General features: G+C 54.3%; 19 protein-coding genes. 8 read left to right on the top strand and 11 right to left on the bottom strand.

Annotated elements, in window-relative coordinates:
- Positions 1-100: 100 nt before the first annotated feature.
- Positions 101-418, top strand: coding sequence for an accessory factor UbiK family protein (locus C7476_RS13350; RefSeq protein ID WP_114430391.1), 318 nt, complete (start codon positions 101-103; stop codon positions 416-418).
- Positions 419-487: 69 nt separating this feature from the next.
- On the opposite strand, the gene C7476_RS28145 is transcribed toward C7476_RS13350, so the two are convergent.
- The gene (locus tag C7476_RS28145) at positions 488-661 is read right to left on the bottom strand and encodes a hypothetical protein (protein ID WP_181872429.1); all 174 of its coding nucleotides are present in this window, start codon (positions 659-661) and stop codon (positions 488-490) included.
- Between the two features lie 494 nt (positions 662-1155).
- Here C7476_RS28145 and C7476_RS13355 point away from each other — a divergent pair, with 494 nt between their 5' ends.
- Complete coding sequence (locus C7476_RS13355; protein ID WP_112530758.1) at positions 1156-1656, top strand: type III secretion system chaperone family protein; 501 nt, start codon at positions 1156-1158, stop codon at positions 1654-1656.
- Positions 1653-2018: a tRNA-binding protein gene (locus C7476_RS13360; RefSeq protein ID WP_425373983.1), complete on the top strand. Its 366-nt coding sequence runs from the start codon at positions 1653-1655 to the stop codon at positions 2016-2018. Before C7476_RS13355 ends, C7476_RS13360 begins: the two co-directional genes overlap by 4 nt.
- Positions 2019-2095: 77 nt before the next feature.
- Here the strand turns inward: C7476_RS13360 and C7476_RS13365 are convergent, their stop codons facing one another.
- The 3 genes from C7476_RS13365 to C7476_RS13375 all read right to left on the bottom strand — a co-directional run bounded on the left by C7476_RS13365 (position 2096) and on the right by C7476_RS13375 (position 4774).
- The gene (locus C7476_RS13365; protein WP_114430393.1) at positions 2096-3667 is read right to left on the bottom strand and encodes a GMC family oxidoreductase; all 1572 of its coding nucleotides are present in this window, start codon (positions 3665-3667) and stop codon (positions 2096-2098) included.
- A gap of 42 nt (positions 3668-3709) precedes the next feature.
- A complete protein-coding gene (locus C7476_RS13370; RefSeq protein ID WP_114430394.1) occupies positions 3710-4282 on the bottom strand; it encodes a gluconate 2-dehydrogenase subunit 3 family protein in 573 nt (190 codons plus the stop codon).
- 96 nt (positions 4283-4378) lie between these two features.
- Positions 4379-4774, bottom strand: coding sequence for a VOC family protein (locus C7476_RS13375; protein WP_114430395.1), 396 nt, complete (start codon positions 4772-4774; stop codon positions 4379-4381).
- A 221-nt stretch (positions 4775-4995) separates the two neighbouring features.
- Here C7476_RS13375 and C7476_RS13380 point away from each other — a divergent pair, with 221 nt between their 5' ends.
- A complete protein-coding gene (locus C7476_RS13380) occupies positions 4996-5316 on the top strand; it encodes a ribbon-helix-helix domain-containing protein (RefSeq protein ID WP_114430396.1) in 321 nt (106 codons plus the stop codon).
- Here C7476_RS13380 and C7476_RS13385 read toward each other — a convergent pair.
- The 3 genes from C7476_RS13385 to C7476_RS13395 all read right to left on the bottom strand — a co-directional run bounded on the left by C7476_RS13385 (position 5313) and on the right by C7476_RS13395 (position 8022).
- Positions 5313-6608, bottom strand: a complete 1296-nt coding sequence (locus C7476_RS13385; RefSeq protein ID WP_425373984.1) for an ATP-binding protein — start codon at positions 6606-6608, stop codon at positions 5313-5315. The genes C7476_RS13380 and C7476_RS13385 overlap by 4 nt on opposite strands.
- 156 nt (positions 6609-6764) lie before the next feature.
- The gene (locus C7476_RS13390; protein ID WP_425373978.1) at positions 6765-7463 is read right to left on the bottom strand and encodes a response regulator; all 699 of its coding nucleotides are present in this window, start codon (positions 7461-7463) and stop codon (positions 6765-6767) included.
- 55 nt (positions 7464-7518) lie between these two features.
- On the bottom strand, positions 7519-8022 hold the full coding sequence (locus tag C7476_RS13395; RefSeq protein WP_114430398.1) for a MarR family winged helix-turn-helix transcriptional regulator: 504 nt from the start codon (positions 8020-8022) through the stop codon (positions 7519-7521).
- Between the two features lie 249 nt (positions 8023-8271).
- Between C7476_RS13395 and C7476_RS13400 the strand changes: the two genes are divergently transcribed.
- The 3 genes from C7476_RS13400 (at position 8272) to C7476_RS13410 (ending at position 10377) form a co-directional block, all read left to right on the top strand.
- Entirely contained in the window at positions 8272-9162 is an 891-nt protein-coding gene (locus C7476_RS13400; RefSeq protein ID WP_114430399.1) for a branched-chain amino acid aminotransferase, read from the top strand.
- 134 nt (positions 9163-9296) lie between these two features.
- Positions 9297-9608 carry a hypothetical protein gene (locus tag C7476_RS13405; protein WP_114430400.1) on the top strand — a complete coding sequence of 104 codons (312 nt, stop codon included), beginning with the start codon at positions 9297-9299 and terminating at the stop codon, positions 9606-9608.
- 121 nt (positions 9609-9729) lie between these two features.
- Positions 9730-10377 carry an MBL fold metallo-hydrolase gene (locus C7476_RS13410; RefSeq protein WP_114430471.1) on the top strand — a complete coding sequence of 216 codons (648 nt, stop codon included), beginning with the start codon at positions 9730-9732 and terminating at the stop codon, positions 10375-10377.
- 48 nt (positions 10378-10425) lie between these two features.
- On the opposite strand, the gene C7476_RS13415 is transcribed toward C7476_RS13410, so the two are convergent.
- The 3 genes from C7476_RS13415 to C7476_RS13425 all read right to left on the bottom strand — a co-directional run bounded on the left by C7476_RS13415 (position 10426) and on the right by C7476_RS13425 (position 12661).
- Positions 10426-10836: a BA14K family protein gene (locus C7476_RS13415; protein WP_112530760.1), complete on the bottom strand. Its 411-nt coding sequence runs from the start codon at positions 10834-10836 to the stop codon at positions 10426-10428.
- A 345-nt stretch (positions 10837-11181) separates the two neighbouring features.
- Entirely contained in the window at positions 11182-11397 is a 216-nt protein-coding gene (locus tag C7476_RS13420; RefSeq protein ID WP_106718536.1) for a cold-shock protein, read from the bottom strand.
- A gap of 394 nt (positions 11398-11791) precedes the next feature.
- Positions 11792-12661, bottom strand: coding sequence for a lytic transglycosylase domain-containing protein (locus tag C7476_RS13425; protein ID WP_114430401.1), 870 nt, complete (start codon positions 12659-12661; stop codon positions 11792-11794).
- 139 nt (positions 12662-12800) lie between these two features.
- On the opposite strand from C7476_RS13425, the gene C7476_RS13430 reads away from it, so the two are divergent.
- Entirely contained in the window at positions 12801-13502 is a 702-nt protein-coding gene (locus tag C7476_RS13430) for an HAD family hydrolase (protein WP_114430402.1), read from the top strand.
- On the opposite strand, the gene C7476_RS13435 is transcribed toward C7476_RS13430, so the two are convergent.
- Positions 13503-15020 (bottom strand): helicase HerA domain-containing protein, encoded by a 1518-nt coding sequence (locus tag C7476_RS13435; protein ID WP_114430403.1) that lies wholly within the window; start codon positions 15018-15020, stop codon positions 13503-13505.
- Positions 15021-15022: the final 2 nt, after the last annotated feature.

A 15022-nucleotide genomic window follows, 5' to 3' on the forward strand; every position in this document is an offset into this window, starting at 1 on the left:
TCCGCCGGTAACATTTGCGCGTGGCTGATCCAATGCCAACTTGCTTGCAATCGCCCCGCGCGGCGATTATTTGATTGGGAAACGAGAAAGGTGTCCGCCGATGAACAATGGATCAAACCGGGTTCTTGATGAACTGGCAAAGCTCGTGACCGATGCGGCGGGTGCCGCTCAGGGTGTGCGGCGAGAAGTCGAGACCGCATTCCGCGGTCAAGCCGAACGGTTGCTCAACACGATGGATGTCGTTCAGCGCGAAGACTTTGAAGCTGTGCGCGAAATGGCTATCCGGGCGAGGGCAGAAAACACTGCACTGCTTGCACGCATCGAGGCCCTGGAGGCGCTTGTGGGCCAGAAGGGTAAAGCGCCGAGTGACACCCCTGAAAAGCCAGCGGCTTCCGGTAGTCGTTCGAAGAAAGCCTGATACCGAACAAGCACGGAAGCTTGTTCGGTATCCAAACGGCAATTGCCAGCCTTGTCTCGATTCCAGTGCTCAGGCGTTACCACCTTCCGCCAATTTTTGCTGGCCTGCAGCGATCGCCGCTTCCTGAGTGTCGTACGGGCCTACCTTGTTTCCCTCTTCTTGATTGACGGTAATCACATAGTACCACCGTCCATCATCATTTTTCTGAGTTGCGGTTACCTTGGTACTTGGCTCGCTTGTCATGTCCACCTCCTGTTGCGTTGCATGATACAGGTAATCTAGATGATGTGGATATCGGAGATATGACGAGCGCTTGACGCTTGGCTGGTCGCTTGCCGACGAAAAGAGATTGGGAACAGGTTGTCGGTTTCCGATATTTCGATGCTACTTGGGCCTATCCCCAAAATAAATCTTAAGTATTTATCAACAGGTGGAAATCGCCGAAAATCGTTGTCTTAGAGTCAGTTAAAGGCAGCTCGTGAATCTTTTTCCGAACTTCTGTCCACACCCATTCCACCATTCGACCAAAAGGGGACTGGCGCTCGGACTCAGCATCAATACACTGAAATTACAGCATGATTCGTTTCGGCGATCATGCAGCGGTTAACAAGGTTTGTTTGCCGCGGCCCGGCTGGCGCGTTCCGCCTGTTCATTGGGTCTATGCGTTTGGTGTCTTCTGGGTGGGTTCGCTGTGCTCCCGCAGCTTCATACGAGATTCGATTTAGCAGGTAATGGCAATGAGCCTTCTGGAAATAGAGATTGCGCGCGATTTACATCCAGTTGATGTGATCGAGCATGTGGCCCACGCCAATGAGTGGGCCTTCGAGCGCACTGGAGAGGACGAGATTGCCATAACGGTTGAGGGTAGCTGGACCGACTACCAGATTTCCTTCTCGTGGATGGAAGATTTCGAGGCGCTCCATTTGGCCTGCGCTTTCGATATTGCGATTAGCGAGCCGCGGGTCAATGAAGTGATGCGCCTGCTGTCGTTGATCAACGAACAGCTTCTTATGGGACATTTTGATCTTTGGCGGCAGGAGGGTGCCGTTATGTATCGTCAGTCACTGCTGTTGTCTGGTGGTGCAGAGCCCACGAGCAAACAGGTCGAAGTGCTGCTTTCCAGCGCGCTGGACGCTTGCGAAACCTATTTCCAGGCATTCCAGTTCGTTGTCTGGTCTGGTTCGACGGCCCGGGAATCGCTCGACAGTATACTGTTCGAGACGGTAGGCTCGGCCTGAGACAATCATTCAGGACTGCAAGCGTGGCTACAATTACCTTTGACGATTTCGAGAAAGTGGATATCCGCGTCGGTACTATCGTTCAGGCCGAAACATTTCCCGAAGCGCGCAAGCCCGCATTCAAGCTGAGGATCGATTTTGGTCCCGAGATCGGGATCAAGAAATCATCAGCTCAAATCACCAAGCACTACACATTGGAAGATCTCAACGGCCGACAGGTTATCGCCGTGATCAATTTCCCGCCGCGCCAAATCGGGCCGTTCATGTCCGAAGTGTTGACGCTGGGTTTTCCAGATGACGAAGGTGCCGTCGTCCTTGCAGCAATCAGCAAACCCGTGCCGAACGGTGGCAAGCTCTTTTAGACAATAGAGAACCATACTATCGCACAGAATGCGATGGTATGGTTCAGCGGTCATGCCGCCGGGAGAATTCTACGGGATCAGATCGTTTTCGCGGCCATCTCCTTGGCAATGTAGTCTGCTTGTCGAATTGCAAGACTGACAATCGTGAGCGTCGGGTTTTCCGCGCCACCGGTGGTGAACTGGCTGCCATCGGAGACGAACAGATTCTTGATGTCGTGGCTTTGGCCGTGCTTGTTCACTACCCCATCTTTGGCATTTTCGCTCATGCGATTTGTTCCAAGATTATGCGTTGACGGGTAAGGCGGCGTCGGGAAGATGCGGGTTGCGCCAACGGCCTCGTATAGAGCCTTGCCCTGTTCGTATGCATGATCCCGCATGGCTATATCGTTCTTATGGTCGCTGAAATTCACATTGGCGATGGGGAGGCCGTACTGATCCTTCTCACCCTTGTGCAAGGTGATCCGGTTGTCTTCCTGCGGCATGTCTTCACCAACGATCCATAGACCGGCCATATTCACATATTGGTCGAGCGCTGAAGTGAAAGAGCGTCCCCAACCACCGGGATCGAGAAAGGCTGCCATGAACGGGAGCCCGAGTGACAGCGTTTCCATTTCATAACCACCGACAAATCCCCGTGAAGGATCGTGGCGTGCCTCGTCGCGAATAATACCTGCCATTGTCGTGCCGCGATACATGTGCACCGGCTTTTCGAATATGCCGTATACCGATCCGGTCGTATGGCGCATATAGTTCCGGCCGACCTGGCCGGATGAATTGGCAAGACCATTGGGGAACGTGCTGGATTCGGAATTAAGCAATAGGCGTGGGCTTTCGATCGAATTGCCGGCAACGGCGACGATACGGGCCTTCTGCAACTGCTGCTTGCCATCTTTATCCGTGTAGAGAACGCCAGTTACCTTACCGCTCTTGTCGTGTTCGATCTTCTGGGCCATGGAGTTCGGACGAACTTCAAGCTTGCCCGTCTTTTCGCCCTTTGGAATTTCCGTATAGAGCGTCGACCACTTGGCACCCCACTTGCAGCCCTGGAAGCAGAATCCGGTCTGCTGGCAGGACATGCGATCGTCGCGCTCGGCAGAATTGATAGCCATATTGCCCGTATGGCACTCCTTGTAGCCAAGCTTGTCGGCACCAGCTTTGAGCACTTTGAAATTATTGTTGCCTGGCAGACCTGCAATCCCATTGGTGCGGGTTACGCCCATCTTGTCTTCCGCTTTGGCGTAATAAGGTTCAAGTTCTGCCAGTGTGATTGGCCAATCGAGCAGGCTTGCGCCTTTTACTTTGCCGTAGTGGGTCAGCGCCTTGAATTCATGGTCCTGAAAGCGAAGCGAAGCACCAGCCCAATGGGTCGTCGATCCGCCGACGGATTTGACGATCCAGGCGGGAAGGTTGGGGAAATCCTTGGCGACACGCCAATCGCCGGAAGTAGTCCGTTTGTCGACCCAGGCAAGCTGGCCGAAACTGTCCCATTCATTGTTGGTGAAGTCTTCATATTCGTGACGGGCGCCGGCTTCCAGAATGACGACGTCAATGCCTTTTTGTGCGAGTTCGTTGCCGAGCGTTCCGCCGCCCGCGCCAGAACCGATGATGACGACGACACTGTCGTCCTTAAGATCATAAGGTGCAGCCATGGTTTCCTCCCATTAGCTTAAAGTTCGTTGATTGCGCGCTATTCACAGCCATTCGATGTCACCGAAGCCGCGGGCGATATAGCCGCCCTTCGAATAGGACTCGCCTTCATAACCAAACAGCGGCCAGATCTGCTCCTGATTGTAGAGGCCGGTGACAAGCCCGCCGCGAACGGTTTGAAAGAAAGGCGTGTCTTCAACTTTGCGAAGGATCGCCAGCCGGTCGTCTTCCCATCCAAGACCGATATAGCCGCCCTTGCCGGCGCGGTTGTCTAGATCGGCAATGCCGTCTTCGATCATCTTCTTGGTCTTGGGGTCCTCTCCTGCCTTGGCGTCGTAGGGCTTGACTGCTATGGCATAGAAGCGGTCCGGAATATGGTCGTGTGGATAGATATCGCGCGCCAGCTGGATCAGGGTCGCCATGGTTTCTGGTTTGAGATTGGATGTCTCGAGACCCCAGGCGAATTGTGGATGGATTATCGAACTGCCGCCGATGACGAGAATGGCGCCGAGGCTGACCGTACCGCCTTTCAACAGATCACGTCGCGATAATCCTTGTTTTTCAATTGGTTCCGGCGTGTCAGGTGCCGCCGCCTTGCGGTTGAAGATGGTAACCATAGACTTCCTCCCTTGCTTGCTATCGGCATTCCGGCGGGAATTTCCGTCGGATGCCCTTGCTGGCTAATGGCGTTCCTCCAACGCCATTGGCCGGTGTTACAAATACCGGCCTTGTCGTTCCAAAACCTCGATCTTGTAGCCATCCGGATCTTCGACGAAAAAAAACCGCGCCAGCATTGTGCCCTCGCGCTTGAATTCCACGATATCGCGTATCTTGAGTTGCTGTGCCTTCATGCGAACGTGCTCGGCGTCTAGATCGTCGACGCTAAAGGCTAAATGGCCATAGCCATCGCCAAGATCGTAGGGCTCGGTGCGCCCCTTGTTGATGGTCAGCTCGAGTTCGAAATCCGTCTCGCTGTTGCGCAAATAGACCAGGGTGAAATTGTCGAAATCGAGCCTGTCCGCTACGTTCAAACCGAATGCAGACTTATAGAACGATCTCGACTTCTCTTCGTCGATAACACGGATCATGGAATGAATGGCTTTTGCCAAAAGCTCCTCCTAACGAACGATATGCCGCCCGAAAACTATTGTTGCAGTGTCAGGGCTTGTCGGCGATTATGAGCTTGGGAGAACAGAAGTGGTGGCAATCGGCTACCACACCGCGATACGAGCGGAATAATTTTTGCCCATGATGCACTGACGCGCAAAATACCACCTTTGCGTATGGGCGGCGAGCATCATTCAGGCGCTCTGGATGGGAGGTTCTTGGAATGTGTAAGGTATTTGCAGAACAGGATCCGCAAGGCTATCGGCAGATCAATCGTTCTGTGCGCATTGGCGGACATTCGACAAGCATTCAACTCGAGGCAACGTTCTGGAAACTACTTGATGAGATCGCCGAGAGCCAGAATATGACCACACCACGGTTCATCTCCACTCTCTACGACGAGGCACTGCAGGCGCAAGGAGAAATTCCGAATTTTGCCTCAATGCTTCGCACCACATGCGCGCTCTACCTGCGCGGCGTACGGGCCTGCGCGGAAACCGTGGTTGGGAAGAACCAAACCCTGATAGGCGAACATGCAGCCTAGGCAGGAATCCTGACAACTGCCCTCAAGCCGCCGGCGGGGCTTTCATCGAGGATAATGTCCCCGCCATGACTGCGGGCGATATCCAGTGCTATTGCTAGGCCCAGTCCTGTTCCGCTTGAATCCTGATTGCGTGCTTCATCCAGCCGGAAGAATGGCTTGAACACCTCATCACGCATCTCCTTCCGTATCCCTGGCCCATCGTCGTCGATCGTTATGGTCAGCCATCCGTCACGGTGATCTGCAGTAACGGACACGTTTTTCGCGTAGCGGAACGAATTCGATACCAGATTGGAAATCAGGCGGGAGAACGCATTCGGCCTAACTTGTATTTCCGGTTCACCGCGGATTTTTGACGTGAAGCCGCGTTCGTGAAGGATACCTTCTTCCCTCAGCTTGCCAAATAATCGCTCCAGATTGAAAGTGCCGGTCTCTTCCTCTGCCTCGCTGCGAGCGAAGGCGAGATAGCCCTCCAGCATCGATTGCATATCTTCGATGTCCTGCTCCATAGCTTCCGTGTCGACCCTGTTGCCGACGAGAGCGAGCTGGAGCTTGAAGCGGGTCAGGATCGTGCGCAGGTCATGGCTGACGCCACTCAACATCGTTGTGCGCTGCTCGATTTGCCGCTCAATACGCTCGCGCATGACGATAAAAGCTGCGCCGGCCCTGCGTACCTCTTCGGCACCGCGCGGTTTGAAATCTGGGGGGCCGGCACGGCCCTTGCCGAAACTATCGGCGGCGGTGGCAAGCTGTTGAATTGGCTTGATCTGGTTGCGCAGGAAAAGGATAGCGATGGCAAGCAAAACGAGGGCGGAACCCGCCATCCAGACAAGGAATATCAGCGTGTTGGATGCATAGGCCTGGCTGCGGCGTGCAAAGACCCGCAAGACTTTGTTGTCGAGCTGGATGCGGATTTCAACCAGATCGGAATCGCCGATCGTGTCGATCCAGAACGGACGGTTGATCTGCTTGGTGATCTCTTCGCTCAGAATACTATCGAGAATTGAGAAGAAGGGTTTGGGGCCAGGTGCGGGCAGGGGATCGGCGGGCAGGATCGATATATTAAGCGATAGTCTTTCGCGCGAAATGCGGATCAGGTTTTCATAGGCTGGATCTTGAGGATAGGTCTCCATGAGATCAATGATACCGGCAATGTCGCGCACAACGGCCGTCGATAGGCGCTGTGTCACGGTTTGCCAGTGCCTCTCCATGAAGACAAATGCAATCAGCGATTGCAATAAGACCATAGGAGCAATGATGATAATCAGTGAGCGTGCGTAGAGCCGCTTGGGCATCCAGTGCGCCAGCCAGCGCGTGAATTTTCGCCAAGGGCCCAGCAATGTACTTCGCCGACGCCGCCAGTGGCGCTTCCTGACTGCCAATGCGCGTTTCGCGGTATCCGTCGGTGCCATCTATCCAGTATCCGCTTGCGCATTGAAATGGGCGGATCGCTACTCCACGCTTAGTTTATAGCCGACGCCCCGCACCGTCTGCAACCAAACTGGGTTTGCCGGATCATTTTCAATCTTGCGGCGCAGGCGGTTTATCTGCACGTCGATCGTCCGCTCGCCCACATCGCCTTCCTGTCCGGTTAATTCGTGACGTGGGACGGTTTCACCGGCGCGTGCAGCGAAAATTGCCATTATATCCTGCTCACGGTCTGTCAGTCGGATCATTTCACCTGAGCGCTTGAGTTCGCGCTTCGCGATGACGAATGTGTAGGGTCCAAAGACGATCTGTTCAATCTTCGCTTGCGTTGCCGGAGCGCCACGCCGAAGGATGTTGTTGATCCGCAGGATCAGCTCGCGCGGATCAAAAGGCTTTGGCAGGTAATCATCGGCGCCTGCTTCCAGACCGGTAATACGGCTGTCGGTCTCCGAGAGCGCCGTGAGCATGAGTATTGGTACGTTCTTTTCCTCACGCAGCGACTGGGTCAGGGCGACGCCGCTTTCTCCTGGCATCATCACGTCGAGGATCAGAAGATCATAGTCGATCCCGGCCAGCTTGCGCCGAGCCTCATCGGCATTGGCAGCCACCGTAATGCGAAAACCGCTGCCAGTAAGATACTGCGACAGTAGATTTCGAATTCGGGTGTCGTCATCGACAATAAGCAGGTGTGGTGCATCGTCTGAAAGCAGTTCGTCACTCACCAATGTATTCCTCTTTTTTCGCGGACATTCGTCCTCCCTTTTCGTAAAACTTGTTTTATCCTGCCTTCGGCAGACTGTCGATCTGCTGCCATCGAGCGGGATTCACCATCGCCTTAAGGAAATGCTCGATCACCGACCGGTCGGTATCACCGATCTGCTCCAATGCACTGGTAATGCGGCGTGATTGCGGTGCAGCTAGTTCCAGCGCCAGTTCGCGACCCTTTGGTGTTGGATAGAGCTCGCGCTGGCGCCTGTCGCGAGGTCCGGTAATTTGAGCCACATGATCCGTATCGATCAGTTGCTTGAGCACGCGGGCGAGGCTTTGCTTGGTGATCTGCAAAACATCCAGCAATTCCGCGACGGTCATTCCCGGCTTACGATTGATGAAATACAGCACGCGGTGGTGCGCGCGGCCAAATTCAAGCTTTTCCAGTATCATGTCGGGATCAGCGGTGAAGTCGCGATAGGCGAAGAAAAACAGCTCGATAATATCGAGTTGGCTTGCATCTTTTTGGGTGAGGGCTGTCTCAATATGCCGCTCTGGTGTATAAGATTTCATACAGTGTTCCCGCTCTTGCTGAAAAATATGTCAGTCTTGTTGACTTAATTTTAGACTGCTGATAATTTTTGACAAGCTGTTGGCCACATTTTGAATTAACCGCAAAGCCGATAGGCGTGTCTGAGACATTTTTCTCATTCAACCGCTTATTGTGTTGGTGGGCAATGGTACACCAATTGGTAATCGGGACCAGTTGGCGGACACATCAGACCCGCAAAATTATCAGGAATCAAACGCCTGGAGGAAAACATGGCATCCGTTCCATTCGACCAGCTTGAAGGTTATATCTGGATGAACGGCGAATTCGTTCGCTGGGCGGACGCAAAGGTCCATGTGCTTACCCATGGCTTGCATTATGCCAGTTCGGTTTTTGAGGGTGAGCGGGCTTATGGCGGCGAGATATTCAAACTCAACGAGCACACCGAGCGTTTGCATGAGTCAGCACGCATTCTTGGCTTCAAAATACCTTATGCCATTGAAGAACTGAATGACGCGAGCCGCAAACTATTGGCCAAACAAGGCTTCCAGGATGCCTATATCCGGCCTGTGGCCTGGCGCGGTAGTGAGTCAATGGGCGTTTCTGCCCAAGCAAACAAGATCAACGTTGCCATCGCTATCTGGCAGTGGCCAAGTTATTTCGATCCGGCCCAGAAGCTCAAGGGCATTCGCCTGGATCTCGCGGAATATCGCCGTCCTGACCCAAAAACCGCGCCATCGAAATCCAAGGCAGCCGGTCTATATATGATATGCACGATTTCCAAGCATGCGGCGGAGGCAAAGGGGTATGCTGACGCACTAATGCTCGATTGGCGTGGACAAGTTGCTGAAGCAACTGGCGCGAACGTGTTTTTCGTCAAGGACGGAGTTATCCATACGCCGATCCCCGATTGCTTCCTTGATGGCATCACGCGCCGGACAGTCATCGATTTGGCAAAGCGCCGCGGTTATGAAGTTGTCGAGCGTGTTATCATGCCCGAAGAACTGGAGGCTTTCGAGCAATGCTTCCTGACGGGGACAGCCGCGGAAGTTACGCCGGTGGCGGAAATTGGCTCTTACCGTTTCACCGTTGGCGAGATCGCAGCTAATCTGATGAATGATTACGCAGCAGAAGTAATGCCAAAGAAAGCCGCAGCTGAGTAACAGCTGGACAAAACGAAGAAGTGAACTTGATACCTGCGCTATGAGGTATCAAGTTGTTTGACATTGATTAAAACTTAGTCATCATGATGCATGTCAGGCATGAGTCTGGCATGAAACGTTGACGGGGTACAATCATGGAAGCGCTTCTTCCTATTATTATCCAGCTTATCTCGGGTGGTGTCGGCGGAAATATTGTCGGCGGTCTTCTAAAAAACCTGAGTCTAGGTACGACCGGAAACACAGTTGCTGGTGGTATCGGCGGCCTTGTTGGTGGTTACCTGACGCAATTCCTTGGCGCCGGCGGTGCCGAGGTGGTAGCAAATGCAGCGGCGTCCTCCGGGCTTGATATCGGATCGATCATCGGTCAGATAGCCGGCGGTGGTGTCGGTGGTATCATCTTGACTGCAATCGTCGGCTTCATCAAGAATTCGATGGCAAAGGCCTGATCGATATCATCAACAACGAAATCAACTGTTTTTCTAGGGCGGCACACGGCCGCCCTTTTCATTTGAGTCGTTATTGTCCTACATATTGATCCAAGTAATGTATCGCACAGGGTTTGGTAACATGGGACAATTGCAGGCCGGTATTATTCCCGTCACGGCCTTCCAGCAGAATTGCACGATCCTTTTTGACAGCGAGGACAAGCATGGCGTGCTCGTTGATCCGGGCGGCGACAACGATCAAATATTGAATGCCATCCGTTCAAATGGCATCACGGTAGAGGCAATCTGGATTACACACGGGCATATCGATCACGCTGCCGGTGCAATGGATATGAAGGATGCGCTTGAGGTCAATATTATCGGGCCAAATGAGGCCGATCGGTTTCTGTTGGACAGCCTTGTATCCAAGGCACTGAAATATGGCATCACAGACAAGGTCCGCAATTGTGTGCCGGATCGCTGGCTGAAGGACGGTGATACCGTATCTTTCGGATCGCATATCTTCGAAGTATTACATTGTCCGGGTCATGCACCCGGCCATGTCGTTTATTTTAACAGGGCGGCGAAATTTGCACAGGTTGGGGATGTGCTCTTCAATGGTTCGGTGGGGCGAACAGACCTTGAAGGCGGCGATCATGCCGCCCTGATCAACTCCATCAAGACCAAGCTCTTGCCGCTCGGTGATGACATCGGTTTCATCTGCGGACATGGCCCCGGAGGCCGCTTTGGCGAAGAACGCCGCACCAACCCATTCTTGAATGAAGCATAAAAAAGCCGCCGGATGACCGGCGGCTCGTCAAACGCGAATGATTGCAAATCAGTTGGCGTTGCAGAAATAGTCGCGTCCATCGTAACCGCGGAATGTACCCGTCTCCGGATTGAACGAGCGATAGCGGTCGGCACAATAGCGATACCATGAAGGTGACCAGGGCTGTGCGCCGCCGTAGTAACGAGGGGCTACTTCACGATAGACCCGCACAGGGCGACGGTAGTAGCCGTCATCATAATCCCGATATATCGGCTCAGCCGGTTGGGCAAGTGCGCTGCCAAGCAAAGCGCCTGCTGCAAGGCCAACTGCGCCGGCCGCCCATGCGTCGCTGTTATTGTCATGATAGCGATGACGGTACCGATCGCCACGCCAGCTGTCGGCCGAGGCCGATGTCAGAGGAACCGCGACCGTCGCAAATGCAGCGGTTGCAAGAATGGCAATCTTCATACCCTTGTTCATTTGTGCCTCCTTTGAAGCATCCTTGGCGAGTGCTTTTCGGCGTCGCCTGATCTCGATATTGGCTGGAATCCATGGGAGCTCCAGCGGTAGTCTGTTTTATTCGCTTCAGAATGAATGCAAGCTGAACGGCACTCGTGCGAATTCGTTCCACCGCCATCCTGACGAGGGAAGAAGCACATACAATTTTAGCAAATCCGAGGCGGGAAAAAGGCACGATTGCAATCGCAAGCACCACATGGAGGTATGACGCACTCCACTCAGCGGCAGAGTGAACTCTGTCGCGGCATGCCCAAGCATAAACCCCCGACTTCTGCCGGGGATCGCTGGCGGCTCCAGCCGCTAGAACTATTCAGTGACCGCGATGTTTACGGCCTTTGGTCCCTTGCCACGACGATCAGGCTCCGTATCGAAGGAGACCTTCTGATTGTCTGCGAGACCTGTGAGTCCGGATGCCTGAACGGCGGAAATATGAACGAAAATATCCGCCGCGCCATCATCCGGTTTGATAAAGCCAAAGCCTTTTTCGCTATTGAAGAATTTGACCGTACCGGTCTGTGCCATGCTCAGTTCCTTTTCCTTACTTACCGCGTTCCCCTCCGGGTTTGCGGGATTGGTAGTGCCGTTTTCAGTAAGATACGTTCAACGGAGATCATGCAGGCAGTTCTCGAATTCAGGAAAGGAGCCGATCATTGCCGGGATTACTCCCGGCCCGGTATTCTTGCGGTTCCGGCGCGCCGTTCTTCCAGTCTTCCAGTGTTCGCAAATGCCCGAACGCTTTGAGACTGCTAGAATAAGTGTTTTTTGGCAAGCAAAAGTTTTTCTACCATTTGGACGACTATATCGAACGGCTTTGCAACCTACATACTTGGGGGTAGGAAATTTCGCTTGGCATTCGTCCACCAGCACCTATCGAGATCACGACACGCAAGTTCAAATCGCCGCTTTTCTTTTAGCTTTATCGATTACGCAGGACGATGCAGGCGCCACCCGCGCTGTGGAGTTGCGAACAGATTTGATTGGCTTCGCCGCGATTGTCGGCGCCTATACGCACGGCATAGATGCCACGGCGTCCCATGGCTGTGCGGTTTCGGCTGATAACGGCTTCATGTTTGTCGAGGATCGCCGGAAAGGCGCGACGTAGGCGCTGAAGCTGTCCCACGGCTGCGGCGCGGCGAAAGTTGCCGGCAATTTGGATTCCCCAGGGCTTTGGTTTGATTTGGGCCATCGCGACGGTTGCAAAGCGAACAATCGGCAGCTTCCGGCAAGCAGCATCGAAGGTCAATTTGGCGTTTAACGGTTGTGCCGATATTTCGGTACCGGCGGCAAAGTCGTCAGCCGACTTTCCCGTTATATCCAGAACATATTCTTCCGTTTCGAGTGGGAGGAAACCACCGCTTGATAACCATTTGGACACCCGTGTTGGTCCCGCATTATAGGCAGCAGCAGCCAGCCCCCAATTGCCAAATGCTGTCCGCAGATCCTTCAACAACGCAGCGGAAGCTGGAAGAGCCTTGGCAAAGTCGAACGGATCTTCGAGATTTCGCTCCTTTGCGGTACCGGGCATGAACTGCGCGATGCCTTGCGCGCCAACCGGACTCGTTGCCTGGGCGTCGAAACGGCTCTCTTTCCAGATGAGTCTGGCGAAGAAGTCACGCGGAACGCCATGTCCATCAGCATTGGTCGCTATGGCTGCGCAAATCTGGGCCACCGTTGGTGTTGGCGGTTTCGCGGGTACAGAAACCGACGGATTATCGGCCGCCAATGCACTTAGCGATGTCAGTAGCAGGAGTGCTGCAACGATGCCGAGTTGTCTGAACCAATACACCCTGTTGCCGATCCCCTTGATGCGTTAGCATATAGGCATAATGCACAGCCATATTTCTAACAAAAGACACCCGCCACTGATTTCATCAATCCGGTAAACATTGCATGACGATGTTGACGAAGAACAAGTGAACACGCCCATGTCTCTCTCCATCACCACAATCGGTTTCGACGCTGACGATACGCTTTGGCAAAACGAGCAGTTCTTCCGAACCTCCGAAGGTCAGTTCGCCAGTCTATTGGCGCCTCATGTAGACACGACCGACCTTTCCGACCGGTTGCTCGCCGTGGAAAAACGAAATCTTGATCTTTATGGTTTCGGCATCAAGGGGTTCACCCTTTCCTTGGTCGAAACAGCGCTTGAAGTTTCCGAAGGCAATGTGCCTGCCTCAGTTATCGCAGAAATTCTGGCGGCAGGTCGGGAAATGCTGCGTCATCCGGTAGAGACCTTGCCCCAGGTTCGGGAAACTCTTGCGCAACTAACTGAGCGATACAGGCTCGTCCTGATAACCAAAGGAGATCTGTTCGATCAGGAGCGCAAACTGGCGCAATCGGGCCTTGGTGATTTTTTCGATGCGGTTGAAATTGTAAGCAGCAAGGATACCACCACCTATGAGCGAATATTCAAGCGCCACGGAGATGGTGCGACCCGGAGTATGATGATCGGTAACTCGCTAAAATCGGATGTTGTCCCGGCAATCGAAGCAGGCAGCTGGGGCGTGTTTGTACCGCACGAGCTGACCTGGGCGCTCGAACATGTCGAAGCGCCAATTGGCGCAACTCGTTTCCGTCAGATTGAACATTTGGGGGAGTTGCCGCCGCTTCTGCGGGAGATTGGCTGATTATTCAGCGGCGTGTTGTTCCTGCACGCCTTCATCCGGACCGTTCGGATCGCCCGGGCCAGTCTCACAGCCAAGATCCGGAAACGCGACCACACGATTGCCGGTAAAATCGGTGCGCACTACAACGAGCCCTTGTTCTTCGAAATACGTGAGAAGCCGTCGTGCGCGTCGTGCCGAATGGGTGCCGTAGGCGCGGGCCAATGTTGCGTCTGAAGGGCAAGGACTGCCGGTAACCGCGGCCTGCGCGACGATAAAGAACACACCTTGAACATCATCCGGCAGGCCCTTTGAAAGTTCAAGCGCCTGCTGCCACGGCTCGCCTTGCGCAGTCTCTCCGTCAATGCCAGCTCGTGCGACCGCAAGATTGCGGCGAAACGCCGGCAGAGAAAGAGGATCACCCAGGACGCGGCGAATGCGGCAACGAACGAGAAAATCCTGGTAGAGGACCGCATCCGTGCGAAAAGATGCATCGGGGTCGTTGAGCATTTCATGCATAATCGTGTTGATCATGCCATTGCGCTCGGTCTCGTCAATCTCGGGAAACAGTGTCGGTGCTGGCGTTTCCGCCGCAGACACAAATTGGGTCTGGGTGAGCTGGCTCAAAATATCAGCTGTCGGTGTGGAGGTGGGGGGCACCACTGCGCGCCGAACAACCACCCGGCGCTCTTCGGGCGCTGGTGTGAAAATCAAGTCGCGCGCATCTTCGCCCGGCTGCGGCAACGGAGTGAGCTTCGGGCTCGCCGAACGGGCAGATGTCTCTACTGGTCCAATGGTAACAGCCAACGGGCGACGCGATAGAGCGGGGCCGAGCGCCACGAAATGGCCCCTTGCGAGATCACGGAACTGTTCAGCCTGCCGCCGCTCCATTCCAAGAAGATCTGCGGCGCGCGCCATGTCGATATCGAGGAAAGTTCGGCCCATCAGGAAATTCGATGCTTCAGCCGCAACATTCTTGGCGAGTTTTGCGAGGCGCTGTGTAGCGATGACACCGGCAAGACCACGTTTGCGGCCACGGCACATCAAGTTGGTCATGGCACCGAGCGATAGTTTGCGGGCTTCGTCTGAAACCTCTCCGGCAACCGCCGGTGCAAAAAGCTGGGCTTCGTCGACAACGACGAGCATCGGGTACCAGTAGTCGCGTTCTGCGTCGAATAGGCCACCGAGAAAGGCCGCGGCACAGCGCATCTGCTGTTCAACATCCAGTCCTTCCAGATCAAGCACGACGGAAACGCGGTGCTGGCGAATTCGCGCCGCGATGCGCGTGAGTTCACTCTCGGTCCGCGCACCATCGACAACCACATGGCCGTACTTATCGGCCAGCGTAACGAAATCGCCCTCCGGATCGACGACGCATTGCTGTACCCACTGCGCACTTTGTTCGAGCAGGCGGCGCAGCAGATGCGATTTGCCTGAACCCGAATTGCCCTGGACGAGCAGGCGGGTTGCCAGCAGCTCTTCCAGATCGAGCATGGCTTTTGCGCCGGCTGACGCCGCTCCCATGTCGATATCGACCTTCATCA

This window comes from Phyllobacterium bourgognense (genome assembly GCF_003337575.1).
GTDB classification, from domain to species: domain Bacteria; phylum Pseudomonadota; class Alphaproteobacteria; order Rhizobiales; family Rhizobiaceae; genus Phyllobacterium; species Phyllobacterium bourgognense.